12 protein-coding genes are annotated in these 16,267 nt (G+C 55.6%); 9 read left to right on the forward strand and 3 right to left on the reverse strand.

Going from position 1 to position 16,267, the window contains the following annotated elements:
• Positions 1-2 precede the first annotated feature (2 nt).
• Positions 3-1,997: an alpha-1,4-glucan--maltose-1-phosphate maltosyltransferase gene (locus ACYCZJ_RS04580; RefSeq protein WP_461553036.1), complete on the reverse strand. Its 1,995-nt coding sequence runs from the start codon at positions 1,995-1,997 to the stop codon at positions 3-5.
• Positions 1,994-3,937: a 1,4-alpha-glucan branching protein GlgB gene (gene glgB / locus ACYCZJ_RS04585; RefSeq protein WP_461553037.1), complete on the reverse strand. Its 1,944-nt coding sequence runs from the start codon at positions 3,935-3,937 to the stop codon at positions 1,994-1,996. The genes ACYCZJ_RS04580 and glgB overlap by 4 nt, the downstream gene beginning before the upstream one ends.
• 422 nt (positions 3,938-4,359) lie before the next feature.
• Here glgB and mutY point away from each other — a divergent pair, with 422 nt between their 5' ends.
• From mutY to ACYCZJ_RS04630, 9 genes are all read left to right on the forward strand, one after another.
• Positions 4,360-5,445: an A/G-specific adenine glycosylase gene (gene mutY / locus ACYCZJ_RS04590; protein ID WP_461553038.1), complete on the forward strand. Its 1,086-nt coding sequence runs from the start codon at positions 4,360-4,362 to the stop codon at positions 5,443-5,445.
• Positions 5,433-5,732 (forward strand): hypothetical protein, encoded by a 300-nt coding sequence (locus ACYCZJ_RS04595; RefSeq protein WP_461553039.1) that lies wholly within the window; start codon positions 5,433-5,435, stop codon positions 5,730-5,732. Before mutY ends, ACYCZJ_RS04595 begins: the two co-directional genes overlap by 13 nt.
• A gap of 12 nt (positions 5,733-5,744) precedes the next feature.
• Positions 5,745-8,489 (forward strand): cation-transporting P-type ATPase, encoded by a 2,745-nt coding sequence (locus ACYCZJ_RS04600; RefSeq protein WP_461553040.1) that lies wholly within the window; start codon positions 5,745-5,747, stop codon positions 8,487-8,489.
• A gap of 163 nt (positions 8,490-8,652) precedes the next feature.
• Positions 8,653-11,322 (forward strand): cation-translocating P-type ATPase, encoded by a 2,670-nt coding sequence (locus tag ACYCZJ_RS04605; protein WP_461553041.1) that lies wholly within the window; start codon positions 8,653-8,655, stop codon positions 11,320-11,322.
• 74 nt (positions 11,323-11,396) lie between these two features.
• Positions 11,397-11,966 (forward strand): MarR family winged helix-turn-helix transcriptional regulator, encoded by a 570-nt coding sequence (locus ACYCZJ_RS04610; RefSeq protein ID WP_461553042.1) that lies wholly within the window; start codon positions 11,397-11,399, stop codon positions 11,964-11,966.
• Between the two features lie 121 nt (positions 11,967-12,087).
• Positions 12,088-13,023, forward strand: coding sequence for a mechanosensitive ion channel family protein (locus tag ACYCZJ_RS04615; protein ID WP_461553043.1), 936 nt, complete (start codon positions 12,088-12,090; stop codon positions 13,021-13,023).
• 53 nt (positions 13,024-13,076) lie between these two features.
• The gene (locus ACYCZJ_RS04620) at positions 13,077-13,868 is read left to right on the forward strand and encodes a TatD family hydrolase (RefSeq protein WP_461553044.1); all 792 of its coding nucleotides are present in this window, start codon (positions 13,077-13,079) and stop codon (positions 13,866-13,868) included.
• Positions 13,855-15,114 carry a cation:proton antiporter gene (locus tag ACYCZJ_RS04625; protein WP_461553045.1) on the forward strand — a complete coding sequence of 420 codons (1,260 nt, stop codon included), beginning with the start codon at positions 13,855-13,857 and terminating at the stop codon, positions 15,112-15,114. The genes ACYCZJ_RS04620 and ACYCZJ_RS04625 overlap by 14 nt, the downstream gene beginning before the upstream one ends.
• On the forward strand, positions 15,111-15,869 hold the full coding sequence (locus tag ACYCZJ_RS04630; RefSeq protein ID WP_461553046.1) for a tRNA threonylcarbamoyladenosine dehydratase: 759 nt from the start codon (positions 15,111-15,113) through the stop codon (positions 15,867-15,869). Before ACYCZJ_RS04625 ends, ACYCZJ_RS04630 begins: the two co-directional genes overlap by 4 nt.
• Positions 15,870-15,876: 7 nt before the next feature.
• Here ACYCZJ_RS04630 and ACYCZJ_RS04635 read toward each other — a convergent pair whose 3' ends face one another.
• Positions 15,877-16,089: a hypothetical protein gene (locus ACYCZJ_RS04635; RefSeq protein WP_461553047.1), complete on the reverse strand. Its 213-nt coding sequence runs from the start codon at positions 16,087-16,089 to the stop codon at positions 15,877-15,879.
• Positions 16,090-16,267: the final 178 nt, after the last annotated feature.

Raw genomic sequence — 16,267 nt, forward strand, 5'->3', positions numbered from 1 at the left:
CTCTATAGAAAGTAGTCAAAGTCACGTTCGGTACGTACCCGACGACGCAACCTGAAAATATGCGCTGGGACCGCCTGTGGTTTCACTTCAACATAGTTGCGCGCACCATTCCATAAAAAGCGCGCATCCGTCAGCAGGTCGTGCACCTGGTAAGGATGTTGCGCATCCAGCCCCAATTCTTCCATCGGCAACGTCAACCACCCGGACTGGGTATGATGCGGATCCAGGTTGGCGACCACCAGAATGACCTCCTTGTTATCCAGTGTTGCTTTTGCGTAACAGAGCAGACTATCGTTGTCGACATCAAAAAACCGCAGGCTGTGATCCTGTTGCAATGCAGGGCTTTCCCGGCGGATACGATTCACCCGCGCAATAAAATCCTTCAGGCTGTCGGCACGGCCGATATCCCAATGCCGCACCTGGTATTTTTCTGAATTGAGATACTCTTCTCCGCCTGCATCGCGCGGTGCCGCTTCCATCAATTCATAGGCCGGTCCGTAAATGCCGTAACTTGCGCCCAGCGTCGCAGCAAGGACCAGACGCACCATGAATGCAGGGCGGCCGCCAAACTGCAAATACTCGGAAAGGATGTCGGGCGTATTCGGCCACAGATTGGGACGGAAATATTCGCGCACTTCAGTGCGGGTAAGTTCGGTGAAATAAGCCTCGATTTCGCTTTTCGTGTTGCGCCACGGGAAATAGTTATAGGACTGGCTGAAGCCGAGTTTGGCAAGACGGTAAATCATTTTCGGACGGGTAAACGCCTCCGCCAGAAAAATTGTTTCAGGATGATCGCGCTGCACCTCACCAATCAGCCATTCCCAAAACGGAAACGGTTTGGTGTGCGGATTGTCGACCCGGAATATGCTCACTCCCTGGCTGATCCAGAACCGGAACACATCCAGCAGTTCCTGCCATAGCCCGCTCCAGGTATCGGTTTCGAAATTGAACGGGTAAATATCCTCGTATTTCTTGGGCGGATTCTCGGCATACTGGATACTGCCATCGGGCCGGTGACGAAACCATTCCGGATGCTCTTTCACGTATGGATGGTCGGGTGAACACTGGAAGGCAATATCCAGCGCAATATCGAGACCCAGTTCGCGCGCTTTCGCCACCAGGCTGCGAAAATTCTCAAGCGTGCCCAATTGCGCATGAACGGCTTTGTGGCCACCATCCGCGGCACCAATCGCCCAGGGGCTGCCCGGATCAGCTTCGCTTGCCAGCAAAGTATTATTCGGGCCCTTGCGGCTGGTCATACCGATGGGGTGAATGGGTGGCAAGTACACTACATCGAAACCCATTTCCGCCACAGCGAGTAGCCGTTTTTCGCATTCTGAAAAAGTCCCGTGGCGCATGTCTTCGCCCACGCAAGAGCGCGGGAATAGCTCGTACCATGTACTGTACAAGGCTTTGACACGCTCGGCCCGAACGACCAATTCGATCGGGTAATGCGTGGCCATACTGCGCTCCGGATGCCGAGCCATCAGGCTCATCAGCACTTCGGCCATCGCCAGCTGCTTACCGGTGGCTGGACTGGCCGAGCCCATTTTTTCCGCATGACGCTGCAGCTGCACTTGATCATCACCGCTTGCACGTTGCGCAGCCTCGTCAATCAATTTTGCGCCGACCTGCAGCGCCACGGCGATATTTGCTGCATCGGTACGACGCGCCAATTCATGCTGCCAGGAAAGGAAATGATCAACCCAGGCGGTCACCGTATATAAATACCGGCCCAGTTCGCTGATCGGGAACGCGGCACCCCAGCGATCGTTACCAATCGATACCATGGAAATTTCGTGCCAGCCTGTTTCCGAGTCGTGGCGGTAACGCAGTACACATCTCAGCGCATCATGCCCATCGGCGAAGGCATCTGCCTCAACGTCTACAGACTGGCCGATCACGCGCTTGACGGGAAAACGCCCGCCATCGATTTGCGGCTGTACGTTTTCGATGACGACACGCTGCCCGCCATCCAGTTTGGCGAAGTCTGTCACGGATTATTACTTCCCCGTTTGAAGTACAGCACGCCCAGGGGTGGCAGACGCAGCGTCAAAGAATGGTACATTTCCCCCGCCGCTACCGGCGCCGCTTCCCAGCCACCGAAATTACCCACCCCGCTGCCACCGTATAACTCGGCATCGCTGTTGAGCACCTCTTGCCAATATCCGTTGGCGGGTACGCCAACCAGATAGTTTTCGCGCACGACCGGTGTGAAATTACACACCACCAGGAGCATATCGCCGGGGTCATTTCCATGGCGCACAAAACTCAGCACGCTATTCTCCCCATCGTTGCAATCCATCCATTGGAAACCATCCGGGCTAAAGTCTTTCTGATACAACGCGGGTTCGTTCCGGTAGAAATGGTTGATATCCTCAACCCAGCGCTGCAAACCTGCGTGATGCGGATATTGCAACACTGACCACTCCAGGCTCTCCTCGTGCTGCCATTCGCGTTTCTGACCGAATTCGCAACCCATGAACAACAGCTTCTTGCCCGGATGCCCCCACATATAGCCATACATTACGCGCAGATTGGCAAATTGCTGCCATTCGTCTCCCGGCATTTTGCCAATAAGCGCGCCCTTTCCATGCACCACTTCATCGTGCGAAAAAGGTAAAATGAAGTTCTCGGAGAAGGCGTACCAGATGCTGAAAATAAGCTGCGAGTGATGGTATTTCCGGTGAACCGGATCCTGGGAAAAATAGGCGAGCGTGTCGTGCATCCAGCCCATATTCCATTTCTGTCCGAACCCCAAGCCGCCAGCATAGGTGGGACGCGATACCATCGGCCAGGAGGTGGATTCTTCTGCGAAGGTCTGGGTATCAGGGTAATCGCGGTACACAGCGGCATTCAGATCGCGCAAAAAAGTCACCGCGTCCAGATTTTCACGACCACCAAATTGGTTGGGAATCCATTCACCTTCCTTGCGACCGTAATCCAGGTAAAGCATCGATGCCACGGCGTCCACACGCAATCCATCGATATGATATTTATCCAGCCAGAACAGGGCACTGCTGGCAAGAAATGCGCGCACTTCATGGCGGCCGTAATTGAAAATCGAGCTATGCCAGTCCGGGTGATACCCTTGGCGCGGGTCCGCATGTTCAAACAGAAAGGTACCGTCGAAATGTCCCAGGCCATGCGCATCGTCAGGGAAATGCGAGGGTACCCAGTCGAGAATGACGCCGATGCCATGCTGGTGCAATGTATCCACCAGAAACATGAAATCCTGCGGCGTGCCATAACGCGCTGTGGGCGCGAAATAACCCGTAGTCTGGTAGCCCCATGAACCATAGAAAGGATGCTCCGTTATGGGCATGAATTCCACATGGGTAAAATTCATGTCAGCGACATAATTCGGCAACCACTCTGCCATTTCACGATACGTGAGGGAGCGATTCCCATCCTCCGGCACACGGCGCCAGGAACCGAGGTGCACTTCGTAAATGCTGGTGGGTGAATCCAGACGGTTTTTTTCACCCCGTTGCGCCATCCAGGCGGCATCACCCCAAGCATAATCCAGATTCCACACCCGGGAAGCAGTAAGCGGCGGTGCTTCCCAGAATGGCGCGAAGGGGTCACCCTTGTCTGCCATCTTGCCGTTACTGGAAACGATCCGGTATTTATAACTTGCGCCGTCCGGCACATTGGCGATAAATCCTTCCCAAATACCGGAACCGTCATTGCGAAGCTGCAGGGCATTGAGCCCCGCATCCCAATGGTTGAATTCGCCGATCACCGCAACGACAGAAGCATTAGGCGCCCAAACAGCGAACCAGATGCCTTGTACGCCATCCACGGACATGGTGTGCGGGCCCAGCTTTTCGTACAAACGAAAATGGCTACCCTGTTTAAACAGATAGATATCCTGTTCAGTGAGTAAAGTAGCGGGAAGAAGTGCTGCTTCAGGAAGATTGGTAGACGATGACATTTTCATACCTTCGTTGCCTGTATACCTTTTAACCATATAGGATAATTTGCACTAAGCAAAGGATGCCACCAATTAAAGTCATGAATTTCGCATGCGATTCTGACAGCTGACCCAAGTGATTGGCGCATCTGCGTCCGCTCACACTTTTTTCATCCGGATTTTTAAAATATCAGGAGCCGCAAGCGCGGGAAGACTGAAAAAACAGCATGAGAGCTGAGGCCGACGATAGAATTGATAGTTTGAGCCAGATTGATTACAGCCATGATATGGGTGTGCTGTCTCGCTGTCTGTGCGGTCAGACACATACTGGTACCAGGCAATAGCTGCTTGAACTAGGACGCTTTGTTTGAGTGCACTACAATCGAACCCGACTTCGACTCGAGACTGCACTTGTAATACCCGATGGCACTGCATACACTTTGATGGAAAACTCGCACGACGCCATGTCCGACTTCGCGCAGCATCTGATCCGCTGGCAACAAACGCACGGCCGCCATCATTTGCCATGGCAGGGTACGCATGATGCCTATCGCATCTGGCTGTCAGAAATCATGCTGCAGCAGACCCAGGTCGGCACGGTGATTCCGTATTATCGGCGTTTCCTGGAACGATTTCCCGACCTTGCCCGGCTTGCCGAGGCTTCTCAGGATGAAGTGCTCGAGCTATGGAGCGGGCTTGGCTATTATTCCCGCGGACGCAACCTGCATGCCGCAGCGCAGCAGGTGCGAGAGCAGCATGGCGGCATATTCCCCGAGCGCGTCGAAGATATTGTTGCATTACCCGGCGTCGGCCGTTCCACCGCACATGCCATTGCGGCGTTTGCCTTCGGCAGGCGCGTTGCCATTCTCGACGGCAACGTAAAGCGTGTCCTGACGCGCCATTTTGGTATCACCGGTCATCCCGGCGAAAAAAAAGTGGAAACCGCCTTGTGGCAACTGGCAGAATCGCTGCTGCCCACCCACAGCGTGGCGACCTATATCCAGGCGCAGATGGATCTGGGTGCCACGGTATGCACACGTTCTCGCGTGGCTTGTGGCAGCTGCCCGGTCAGCGCCAGCTGTATCGCACGCGCTACAAATCAGGTGGCCGTTTTACCCACACCACGTCCCAGAAAGGTCACCCCGCAAAAAACCACACGCATGCTCATCCTGCGTCACGCAGGCGAAATTCTGCTGGAAAAACGCCCGTCCATCGGCATCTGGGGCGGCCTGTGGAGCCTGCCTGAAGCAGGCATGAATACCGACATCGCAGCACATTGCCGTACCCGCTTCGGCGTGGAAACGGTGATAACCGGGAACCTGCCTGAGCTTAAGCACAGCTTCACGCATTTCAGCTTGCGCATCGCACCCCAGTTACTGGATGTGGCGCGCATTCATCATGGTGTGATGGAACAAGCCGGGCAACGCTGGCTGACACCGGAAGATGCCCTACAGACAGCCATCCCGACGCCTGTACGCAAACTGATCCAGCAATTGCTCGAAACCGGGTACGCACCATGGTCTGGCTGAAATTTTTTGTATGCATGGCATTGATTGGCTATGCCGGCACCAAATTATCGCGCTACGGCGACATTATTGCCGACAAGACCGGTCTGGGCGGCACCTGGGTAGGACTGGTGATGCTGGTCAGCGTCACGTCTTTGCCGGAACTGGCTACCGGCATCAGCGCAGTTACTGTGGCACACGCACCGAATATCGCCATCGGCGACGTACCGGGCAGCTGCGTATTCAACCTCGCCATTCTGCTGGTGTTGTTACCCACCATGGTTGCCGCCTTGGAATTCAAATATCTGTGAGGGATTACTACGATGAGAAATTCCCCTGTGGCTGATGCAAAGATAGTGATCCCAGCACACCCTTTAGCATCCGATGAATCGCCTGCTTGGCACGCCCAGCCACTGGACGAGGCGTTGCACACACTGTCCGTCACGGCCAGCACTGGTCTAAGCTGCGAGGAGGCCGCACGGCGTCTTGAACAATACGGCCGCAACAGCCTGCCGGCATCAAAGCGGCGCGGCCCCTGGCTGCGCTTGGCTCTGCAATTCCACAACCCCTTGATCTATGTGCTGCTGGTTGCCGGTGCCATCACGTTTGGGCTTAAGGACTACGTGGATACGGGGATAATAGTGGGTGTAGTGCTCATCAACGCTATGATCGGTTTCATTCAGGAAGGCAAGGCGGAGAAAGCGCTGGAAGCAGTGAGCGCGATGCTGGCCAGTCACGCCACGGTACTGCGCGAGGGTGAGCGGCACGAGATCGACGCCGCGCTGCTGGTGCCGGGCGATATCGTGCTGCTGGAGTCAGGTGCCCGAGTACCGGCCGACCTGCGTCTGGTGCGCGTGAAGAACTTGCGCGTCAACGAAGCCGCCCTCACCGGCGAGTCGGTTCCGGTGGACAAGGGTACGGAACCGGCGGACGGGGACGCGTCTATCGGTGATCGTACCTGCATGGCCTATGCCGGCACAGTGGTCAGCTTCGGCCAGGCGCATGGTGTGGTGGTCGGCACGGGCGAAGCAACCGAGATGGGTCACATCGGCAAGCTGGTCGGCGAGGTGCAGATGCTGGTCACGCCGCTCACCCGCAGGCTCGATCAATTCGCCCGCCAGATCACGCTGTTCATTCTGACAGCGGGGCTGATCACGTTTCTTTACGGGCATTTCATGCGCCAGATGCCGGTTCTCGACATCTTTCTGGCGGTCGTCGGATTGGCGGTAGCGGCCATCCCCGAGGGATTGCCGGCTGTCGTGACCATCGTGCTGGCCATCGGCACCCGCGTCATGGCCCGTAATAACGCCGTCATTCGGCGGTTACCGGCCGTGGAGACGCTGGGCTCCGTTACCGTGATCTGCTCGGACAAGACTGGCACGCTCACCAAAAATGAAATGACCGCCGTGCGTGTCATGCTACCCAGCCACACTCTGGAAGTAAGCGGTACCGGCTATGCGCCCGAGGGCGGCTTCCATCGCAACGGGGTGGCTGTGGACTTTGTGCAGGATGACGAGCTGCAAGGGCTGGCCCGTTGTGCCTTGCTGTGCAACGATGCTCAGCTTAAGCACGATGAAGCAACCGGCTGGCAGCTCGTGGGCGACCCTACCGAAGGGGCTCTGCTGACGCTTGCCCACAAGGCCAGGCTTGATCCTCTCGAAACTGCTGCGGCAATGCCCCGGATTGATGAAATTCCTTTCGAGTCGGAACACCGTTTCATGGCTACATTACATCACGATCATGCGGGACACGCCTTCGTGTTGCTCAAGGGCGCACCGGAGCGCGTGCTCGATCTGTGCGTGCAGGATGCCACCGGCCAACCACTCGATCGCAGCGCCTGGGAAGCGAGCATGGAAGCCGCCGCCAGCGCCGGACAGCGTGTATTGGCGCTGGCGCGCTGCGAGATGCCTGCCGGCACGACGGCACTTTCCATGACCGACATCACCCGGCGCTTCACCTTGCTGGGACTGACTGGTCTTATCGATCCGCCACGGGAGGAGGCCATCGCAGCGGTGGCCGAATGCCAACGCGCCGGACTGCGTGTCAAGATGATCACCGGTGACCATGTCGTCACGGCGGCGGCCATCGGACGGCAACTCGGGCTTCGGGCTGATCGCGCTCTCACAGGTGAAGCAGTTCAGACGATGGATGCCGTAGCCCTTGGGCGCGCCAGCCTCGAAACCGATGTATTCGCCCGCGCCAGCCCCGAGCACAAGCTGCGCCTGGTAGCAGCTTTGCAGGCTCAGGGTGAGCTGGTCGCCATGACCGGCGACGGTGTCAATGATGCGCCGGCGCTCAAGGCGGCCAACATCGGCGTGGCCATGGGACAAAAGGGGACGGATGCTGCCCGTGAGGCCGCCGATCTGGTGCTTACCGATGACAATTTCGCGACCATCGCACGGGCCGTGCGCGAGGGCCGCATCGTATTCGACAATATCAAGAAGTCACTGCTCTTCATGCTTCCGACCAACAGCGGCGAGGCCGGTGTGATCATGCTGGCGGTGTTTGCCGGACTGGCGCTGCCGGTCACTGCCGGCCAGATTCTGTGGGTGAACACGGTCACGGCGGTAACGCTGTCGTTGGCTCTGGCCTTCGAGCCAGCCGAGCCGGGCGTTATGCGCCGCCCGCCACGCCGCCCATCGGAACCCTTGATCACGCGGCTACTGGCCTTCCGCATCGCCTACGTCAGCTTGTTGATGATCGGGGTGACCTTTGCCGTATTCGAATGGGAACTCACGCGCGGCAGCAGCATCGATGTGGCGCGCACGGCGGCGGTGAACATGCTGGTCGTCGGCGAACTGGTGTACCTATTCAATGTACGCCACTTCACCGCTCACGCCTTCACCCGGGACATTCTTACCGGCAATCCGGTGGCCTTCCGGATGAGCGTACTGCTGATCGCTTTCCAGCTCCTGTTCACCTATGCCCCGCCGATGCAACAGTTGTTCCAGACCGCAGCGCTGGATGCTGTCTCCTGGCTGATCATCCTCACGTTGGGGCTTGGCAAGTTCCTCGCAGTGGAAGCGGAAAAGGCCGTACTGCGGCGCTTGAATGTTCACAGCATGTAGCCTTGGCGTGCTTTATTGTCCGTTTTCTGAGACGCCCCCCATGACGGGCATCGCCATTGTCGGATGCTCTATCGCCCGCCCGGCCGTCTGTTCAAAGGCGTAGGATGGGTTAGCCTGTTCCTGTTCAGTGTCTATCTGCTCAATTCCTATGTAATGTTCATTCATGGCGAATAACACCCAACAGACTTCCTCATGGCACACCTTTTCTGTCGAGGAAACAGCACACCGATTGGCGGTTGATGCAGGGCACGGCCTGACTGCGACCGAGGCAAATTCCCGTTTGCATCGCCACGGCCCCAATATGCTGCCCGAAGCCAGAAGACGTCCGGCATGGCGCATTTTCTTCGACCAATTTGCTGACTTCATGATCCTGGTGCTGCTAGCCGCTGCCATCATCACCGGCGTGATCGGCGATCCCGAGGACACCATCGCCATCGCAGTCATCATCCTGCTCAATGCCATCATCGGTTTCACCCAGGAATACCGGGCAGAAAAAGCCATGACCGCCTTGAAAAAATTAGCCGCGTCTACCACCCGGGTACGGCGTGATGGGCAGCTATCGGAAATCTCCTCCGCCGAACTGGTGCCAGGCGACATCGTACTGCTGGAAGCGGGCAACCTGGTACCGGCTGATTTGCGCCTGCTGGAAGCGGCTCAACTCAAGATGATGGAGGCGGCCCTGACCGGCGAATCCCAGGCAGCGGAGAAAACCGCCAAGCCATTGACAGGGCCGGAATTACCTCTCTCAGACCGGCATAACATGGCCTACAAGGGCACCGTGGTGAGCTACGGACGCGGCACTGGAATAGTGGTGGCTACCGGGTTTGCCACCGAGCTGGGAAAAATTGCCACCCTGCTGGCCAGCGAAGAAGAAGTAAAAACGCCGTTGCAAAAACGCCTGGCGCGTTTTGGAAGCCGCCTGGCCATTGCGGTACTGACCATCTGCCTGATCATTTTTGTCGCCGGTATTTTACGTGGTGAAGCGGCGGTACTGATGTTCCTGACTGCCGTGAGTCTTGCGGTGGCCGCCATTCCCGAAGCGCTGCCTGCAGTCGTGACCATTTCGCTCGCCCTGGGCGCCTATCGCCTGGTGAAACAGCATGCATTGATCCGGCGCCTGCCGGCGGTGGAAACCCTGGGTTCCATCACCATCATCTGCTCCGACAAAACCGGCACCCTAACCCAGAACCGCATGCATGCTGAGGCATTCTACGCCGACGGCGTGTACCAGCCGCCGCTGGGCGAATCACCAGCTCCCTGGGTCAATCTCTATCGGGCGCTGGCATTATGCAACGACGCTCACTACACCAAAGCTGGCCATGCCAGCGGCGACCCCACCGAAGTAGCGCTGCTGGAGGCGGCCGAACACGCCGGCGTGAACAAGATCAACCTGGAGCGGCAGTACAAGCGCGTGGCAGAACTGCCTTTTGATTCCGAACGCAAGCTGATGACCACGCTACATCAAGACGGTGACGCGGTGATCGCTTACTGCAAGGGCGCGCCGGAGTCACTGCTGGCGCGCTGCACACGACAACTGACCGGCAGCGGTGAAGTTGCGATGCAACCCGCAACGCTATTAACCATTGCCGACACCATGGCATCAGAAGGCCTGCGTGTCCTGGCCGTCGCCTTCCGTCGCTTCGACAGCCATCCGGAAATACTTGATGACGTTGAGCAGGAACTGGTTTTTCTCGGCTTCATCGGGCTGATGGATCCACCGCGACGCGAAGCCAGGCAAGCTGTAGCGGAATGCAAATCGGCGGGTATCACACCGATAATGATTACCGGCGATCACCCAGCCACTGCCCGCGCTATTGCCAAACGACTGGCCATTATCGAAGATGATGCGGTAGTCATGACAGGCGTTGAACTCACTGCGCTTTCTAACACCGCGTTCGCTGAAAAAGTGAAGGGCGTGCGGGTTTATGCGCGCGTCGACCCGGCACAGAAAATTCGCATTGTGAAAGCCTTGCAAGCCCTGGGCGATTTTGTCGCCATGACTGGAGACGGTGTCAACGATGCACCTGCATTGCGCCGGGCTGACATCGGTGTGGCAATGGGACGAGGTGGCACTGACGTGGCACGCGAGGCAGCACATATGGTGCTCCTGGATGATAATTTCGCCACTATTGTTCATGCGATACGTGAAGGCCGGCGCATCTTCGACAACATTCGCAAATTCATCAAATACACGATGACCAGCAATTCGGGGGAGATATGGGTCATTTTTCTCGCGCCATTTCTGGGACTACCGATTCCGCTTCTACCCATTCACATTTTATGGATCAACCTGGTTACTGATGGCCTGCCCGGCCTCGCCTTGGCCAAAGAGCCAGCGGAGCATGGTGTGATGCAGCGTCCACCGCACCCGCCCGCCGAGAGCATTTTCGCGCACGGTATGTGGCAGCATATTTTGTGGGTGGGATTATTAATGGGTGGAACCACGCTGCTCACTCAAGCCTGGGCTTATCACACCGGTTCAGCCCACTGGCAAAGCATGGTGTTTACCGTACTCACCCTGTCCCAGCTCGGTCATGTACTCGCCGTGCGTTCTGAGCGTGCATCCCTGTTTTCCATTGGCTTATTCTCCAATCCCTTACTGCTCGCCGCAGTCACCTTAACTTTTCTGTTGCAAATGGCCACCCTGTATATCCCCGTACTCAATCACATATTCAAAACACAGCCGCTCAGCCTCCCGGAACTGTTGCTCTGCCTGGTTCTCTCTACTATCGTCTTCTGGGGGGTTGAACTGGAGAAGCTGGCCACACGGCGTGGTTGGCTATACCGTCATACCCAGCCCCAATCTCCGTCATCAGGTTCGACCTGGAGGTAGAAATAGCCTGCCAGACAACACACTGATTCGCCCCAGTTTGCTTATATAGTTTTGCACAAATATAATTTGTACAAATGAAACAGAAAGAACAGATTGAGGAGCATATTTTATCCGGCCTGGACACATCGGCTTCTATCCCAACACGCGTCAAATTTGAGGCAAAGGACGTGTTGATGCTGTTTCGCGTAGTATTCAGATCTGTCCAAAAACATTCCGGATGGGTCGAGAAACAGTGTCAGGTCAGCTCAGCCCAGTTGTGGGTAATGTGGGAACTCCTGGTTTCACCCGGGCTCAGGGTCAGCGACCTGTCCAGAGCCATGGCCATTCACCAATCCACCGCCAGCAATTTGCTCGACAAACTGGAAAAAAAAGATTTATTGCACCGCGAGCGAGGAGGATCGGATCATCGTGTAGTGCGGCTTTATCTCACACCAGCGGGGCTTGATGTCATGCAGCGCGCACCGCGGCCAGCGCAAGGCGTACTGATGGAAGCGCTTAATGCATTACCTGATGCAATACTGGAAGGCCTGGGAAAACAACTCACCACATTGGTCGAGACCCTCGATCTCAAGGATGAAGGCAGTGGCCTCGAACCGTTGGCTGAAGATATGACGCAAACGAACGCACAGGAAGGGATTCGATAATGTGTTCCAGAGGAATCGCCAATGGCGACCAATGCTCTGCTCGTTTCCTGAATTTTACAATATCGCCTTGGCAGCCAAAATCGCCTCGGAATAATTCACTCTATCCCAATATGGTCAAGATATGACAACAATGGAAGCACTGATCAAACTGGACAGCGTAACTGATTTGAAAGAATTATTACATTTGTCCCAATCAGCTCTGCATATCCTGCTCATTATCATTCTGGCCTGGATATTACTGCGCTTGTCGGCTAGAGCCATTCGCCTGTTGAAGACTTACTCCATCAATCATACCGGTAGTAATCTGGAGGACCTCAAGCGCATTGAAACACTGGGCCGTGTATTTCGCTACACTTCATCAGTAGTCATCTATGTGGTCGCGGGCATGGTGATTTTGAGCGAGATGGGTGTTTCCATCGCGCCTATCCTGGCGACTGCAGGTGTACTCGGCCTAGCCGTCGGGTTCGCCGCGCAGAGCCTGATCAAGGATTACTTCAATGGTATCTTCCTGCTCCTGGAAAACCAGGTACGCCAGGGCGATGTGGTCGAAGCAGGCGGCAAGGCTGGTCTGGTGGAAGAAGTCACGCTGCGCTATATCAAGATGCGTGATTACGATGGCAACGTACACTTCATACCCAATAGCGTGATTACCACAGTAACCAATATGAGCAGGGAATTCGCCTACGCGGTTATCAATGTTGGCGTCGCTTACCGGGAAAACACCGACGAGGTAATGGAGTTGATGCTCCAGACTGGCGCAATTTTACGCAAAGACGAAACTTTCGGGCCAATTATTCTTGACGACATGGAAATGGCCGGGGTCGACCAGTGGGGTGATTCTGCGGTAACAATCCGTTGCCGTTTCAAAGTGCAGCCGCTGGGACAGTGGGGGGTGCGACGCGAGTATTTACGCCGCTTGAAACACGTTTTCGATCAACATGCTATAGAGATACCTTTCCCTCACATGACCATCTACCCCGGCCAAGCCAAGGATGGCACTGCGCCACCTTTATTTATTAGCACCGGGGTTGATTCCACAAAACCACAAGTGGATTGAATAATCCGTCTGTTATTCTCATAGATGGCTATACATTCACATAAAGGCAACACATGGTCATCGACACTCACTGCCATCTGGATGCTGCCGAGTTCGATGCGGATCGTGACACAGTTGTAATGCGGGCTCGCGCTGCCGGTGTAAAACTCATTGTGACGCCGGCGGTGCAGCACGCCAGTTTCGGCGCAGTACTATCAATCAGCCAGCGTTATCCTGGCTGCATCCCCGCGCTGGGGCTGCATCCGATGTACATTCACGCCCACATGCCTGAACATCTCGATTTACTGCGCACCACAATTGAGCAGCACCGCCCTGTTGCGATAGGCGAAATCGGACTGGATTTCTTCGTACCGGGTCTGGATGCGACCAAGCAGGAGTACTACTTCACCGAACAACTCAAAATTGCCCGCGATTTCGAGCTGCCAGTATTACTGCATAGTCGCCGTGCCAACGACCAGGTAGTGAAACAGTTACGCCGCTTTGGTATTCGGCGCGGCATTGCCCATGCATACAGCGGTAGTCGCCAGCAAGCGGATGCGTTTATTCGAATCGGCTTCAAACTGGGCTTGGGTGGCGCCATGACATATACTCGGGCTTCGAATTTACGCCGTCTGGCAGCCGAGCTGGCGCTGGAAGATATCGTGCTGGAAACTGATGCACCGGACATGTCGCCTGCATGGCTGCAGCAACAACGCAATAGTCCCGAGCAACTCCCGCACATTGCCACAGTACTGGCCGATCTGCGTGGCGATACGCTGGATACTGTCATACGTATGACGACACATAACGCCCTGACCATCTTGTCACTCTCGCCGGAAGGAATTTTGCACCATGGAAGCACATAATTTCTTTCTGACGCTGTCCATTTTATTACTGGCAGCGCGGTTCCTATCCGAACTGGCGGTACGCATTGGCGTACCAGCCGTCATCGGCGAGCTCGCTGCCGGCATTATCATTGGCCCGTCCGTATTCGGCTTGATCAGCCCGGACGCCACCATGAAGCTGCTAGCAGAAATCGGCATCATTTTGCTGCTGTTTGAAGTGGGCATGGATACCGACGTTTTTCGCCTCGCCAAGGCGGGTTCAAAACCTATCATCGTGGCCGTCGCTGGCGTCGTGTTTCCATTTGGCCTTGGCTATCTGGTGAGTCATCAGATGTTCGGCATGTCGGTACTAACCAGCATGTTCATTGGCGGCACTTTAACGGCCACCAGTATCGGCATTACCGTACGCGTGCTAACCGATCTGCAGCGCCGTCATAGCGATGAAGCCCAAATCGTGATCGGGGCGGCTGTATTGGATGATATCGTTGGCGTCATCCTGCTCGCCTTCCTGTATCAGTTTGCCATTTCCGGAGAAATGTCACTGGTTTCGACCGCAAAAGTCGGCGCCTATATTGTCCTGTTCATGGTGCTGTCGCCATTCGCAGCGAAATTTATGGCTTACATCATCGACCATTTCGACCAGCGCAGCAGTTCTCCAGGATTATTGCTAACCATGGCACTCAGCCTGATCATGCTATTCAGTTATCTTGCACACGCCATTGGAGCACCTGAAATCATGGGTGGTTTTGCTGCGGGTATCGCCATCAGCCAACACTTTCGCGTTTCCATCGCCAAACGGCTGCATATCCCTTTTTCCGCTCATTTCAATCGCATTTTCGCTCCCAGCCCGGAACTCTCTCACAAGCTGGAGAAGCAGATGCGCCCATTGATCCATACTTTCACACCGCTGTTTTTTCTGATGGTCGGCGTCTCGCTCAATCTTAAACAGGTGGACTGGTCCTCCTCTTTTGTCTGGGCGTTATCGGGCTCTTTATTGATTGTCGCGGTCGCAGGCAAGCTGGTTGGTGGTTTCCTGATCAAGGAGCCGCGCCTGCAGCAAATGGTGATCGGTCTATCCATGATCCCGCGTGGTGAAGTTGGCTTGATTTTCGCCCAATTGGGCTTCGCCAATGGCATCTTGGACGGCCAGATCTATGCCGCATTGCTGATAGTCATCGCATTGACCACAGTGGTGCCACCTTTCATTATCAAGTGGTTATATCAGCGTGACAATGCAGCAATATCACATAGCCAAGTGGATCAATGACGATATCTCCGCAATTCGAGCGTTCCCATATCCTGCTGGGCGATGCCGGTTTACAACTGCTGGCTGGCAAACACATTTTTGTTGCGGGATTAGGCGGTGTTGGCTCTTATTGTGCAGAGGCACTTGCCCGTGCAGGCGTGGGTAAGCTCACACTGGTGGACCATGACCTTGTCGCCACCAGCAATATCAACCGCCAGTTACCTGCGCTGTTATCCACGGTTGGTCAATCCAAGGCTGAATTGATGCAAGCACGCATCCTGGATATCAACCCCGCCTGCCAACTGAGTATTCACCGTGTTTTCCTCACTCCTGACAATATCACTGAATTTGTGCCACAGACGGTGGATTACGTCATTGACTGCATTGACTCCCTGAATTGCAAGGTTGCCTTGGTACAAAGCAGTTTACAGCGTGGCTTGCCGGTTGCCTCCAGCATGGGGGCAGGCAACCGTCTCGACCCCTCCAGAGTCAAGCTGGCGGATATCAGCCAGACAGAGATGTGCCCGCTGGCTCGTATCATGCGTAAACGGCTGCAGCGTCATGGCATCAGGAAAGGCGTTTTAACTGTATTTTCAGACGAAGCACCAAGTGCGCCATTGCCACCTCAGCCGGTAGATGGGCCTGGGCGACCGCGTGCCATCAATGGCACTATTAGTTACATGCCCGCGCTTTTCGGTTTAATGCTGGCCGGAGAAGTACTGCGCCGCCTGCTACTGGAAACAAATTCCAGGACTTCAGTTGGGGAACCCACCTAGGTTTGCGTCACTGACTTTGCTGGTCTACAGCCTGCTGCTGTGCCTGGCTTTGCTGTTGTAGGGTTTTCTCCACTCCTTTTGCACGTTGCAACTCTTCACGCTGCATATCGAATAAACGCGTATCGGCTGGCGTCTTTGGTAGGGGTGGCAGCGAGGGCTTCTGCTGACCACAAGCTACCAACCACAATATCATCACAAGCGAAAACGATATGGCCCGCATCACTCACCTCCTTTTTCAAAAGCCTTATCGCATTCATTCTATGCTGCGCGGCACAGTGCTGTTAAGTTAAATGAAAGACAATGCGTGGTGATCTCGGGCAGGAAGTGGGGAGGCTGAAGGATGTGCCCCCGCAAAGTAAAACCCCCCGGCCATTTGCATGGACGGGGGGTTTAGGTAT

This window comes from Sulfuriferula sp. (assembly GCF_054605375.1).

Excerpts from the sequence above, each read along its gene's own strand:
- ACYCZJ_RS04620 (WP_461553044.1), top strand. The coding sequence starts at position 13,077 with ATGGTCATCGACACTCACTGCCATCTGGATGCTGCCGAGTTCGATGCG.
- ACYCZJ_RS04635 (WP_461553047.1), bottom strand. The coding sequence starts at position 16,089 with ATGCGGGCCATATCGTTTTCGCTTGTGATGATATTGTGGTTGGTAGCT.
- mutY (WP_461553038.1), top strand. The coding sequence starts at position 4,360 with ATGGAAAACTCGCACGACGCCATGTCCGACTTCGCGCAGCATCTGATC.
- ACYCZJ_RS04610 (WP_461553042.1), top strand. The coding sequence starts at position 11,397 with ATGAAACAGAAAGAACAGATTGAGGAGCATATTTTATCCGGCCTGGAC.
- glgB (WP_461553037.1), bottom strand. The coding sequence starts at position 3,937 with ATGTCATCGTCTACCAATCTTCCTGAAGCAGCACTTCTTCCCGCTACT.
- ACYCZJ_RS04630 (WP_461553046.1), top strand. The coding sequence starts at position 15,111 with ATGACGATATCTCCGCAATTCGAGCGTTCCCATATCCTGCTGGGCGAT.
- ACYCZJ_RS04615 (WP_461553043.1), top strand. The coding sequence starts at position 12,088 with ATGACAACAATGGAAGCACTGATCAAACTGGACAGCGTAACTGATTTG.
- ACYCZJ_RS04625 (WP_461553045.1), top strand. The coding sequence starts at position 13,855 with ATGGAAGCACATAATTTCTTTCTGACGCTGTCCATTTTATTACTGGCA.
- ACYCZJ_RS04600 (WP_461553040.1), top strand. The coding sequence starts at position 5,745 with ATGAGAAATTCCCCTGTGGCTGATGCAAAGATAGTGATCCCAGCACAC.
- ACYCZJ_RS04605 (WP_461553041.1), top strand. The coding sequence starts at position 8,653 with ATGGCGAATAACACCCAACAGACTTCCTCATGGCACACCTTTTCTGTC.
- ACYCZJ_RS04595 (WP_461553039.1), top strand. The coding sequence starts at position 5,433 with ATGGTCTGGCTGAAATTTTTTGTATGCATGGCATTGATTGGCTATGCC.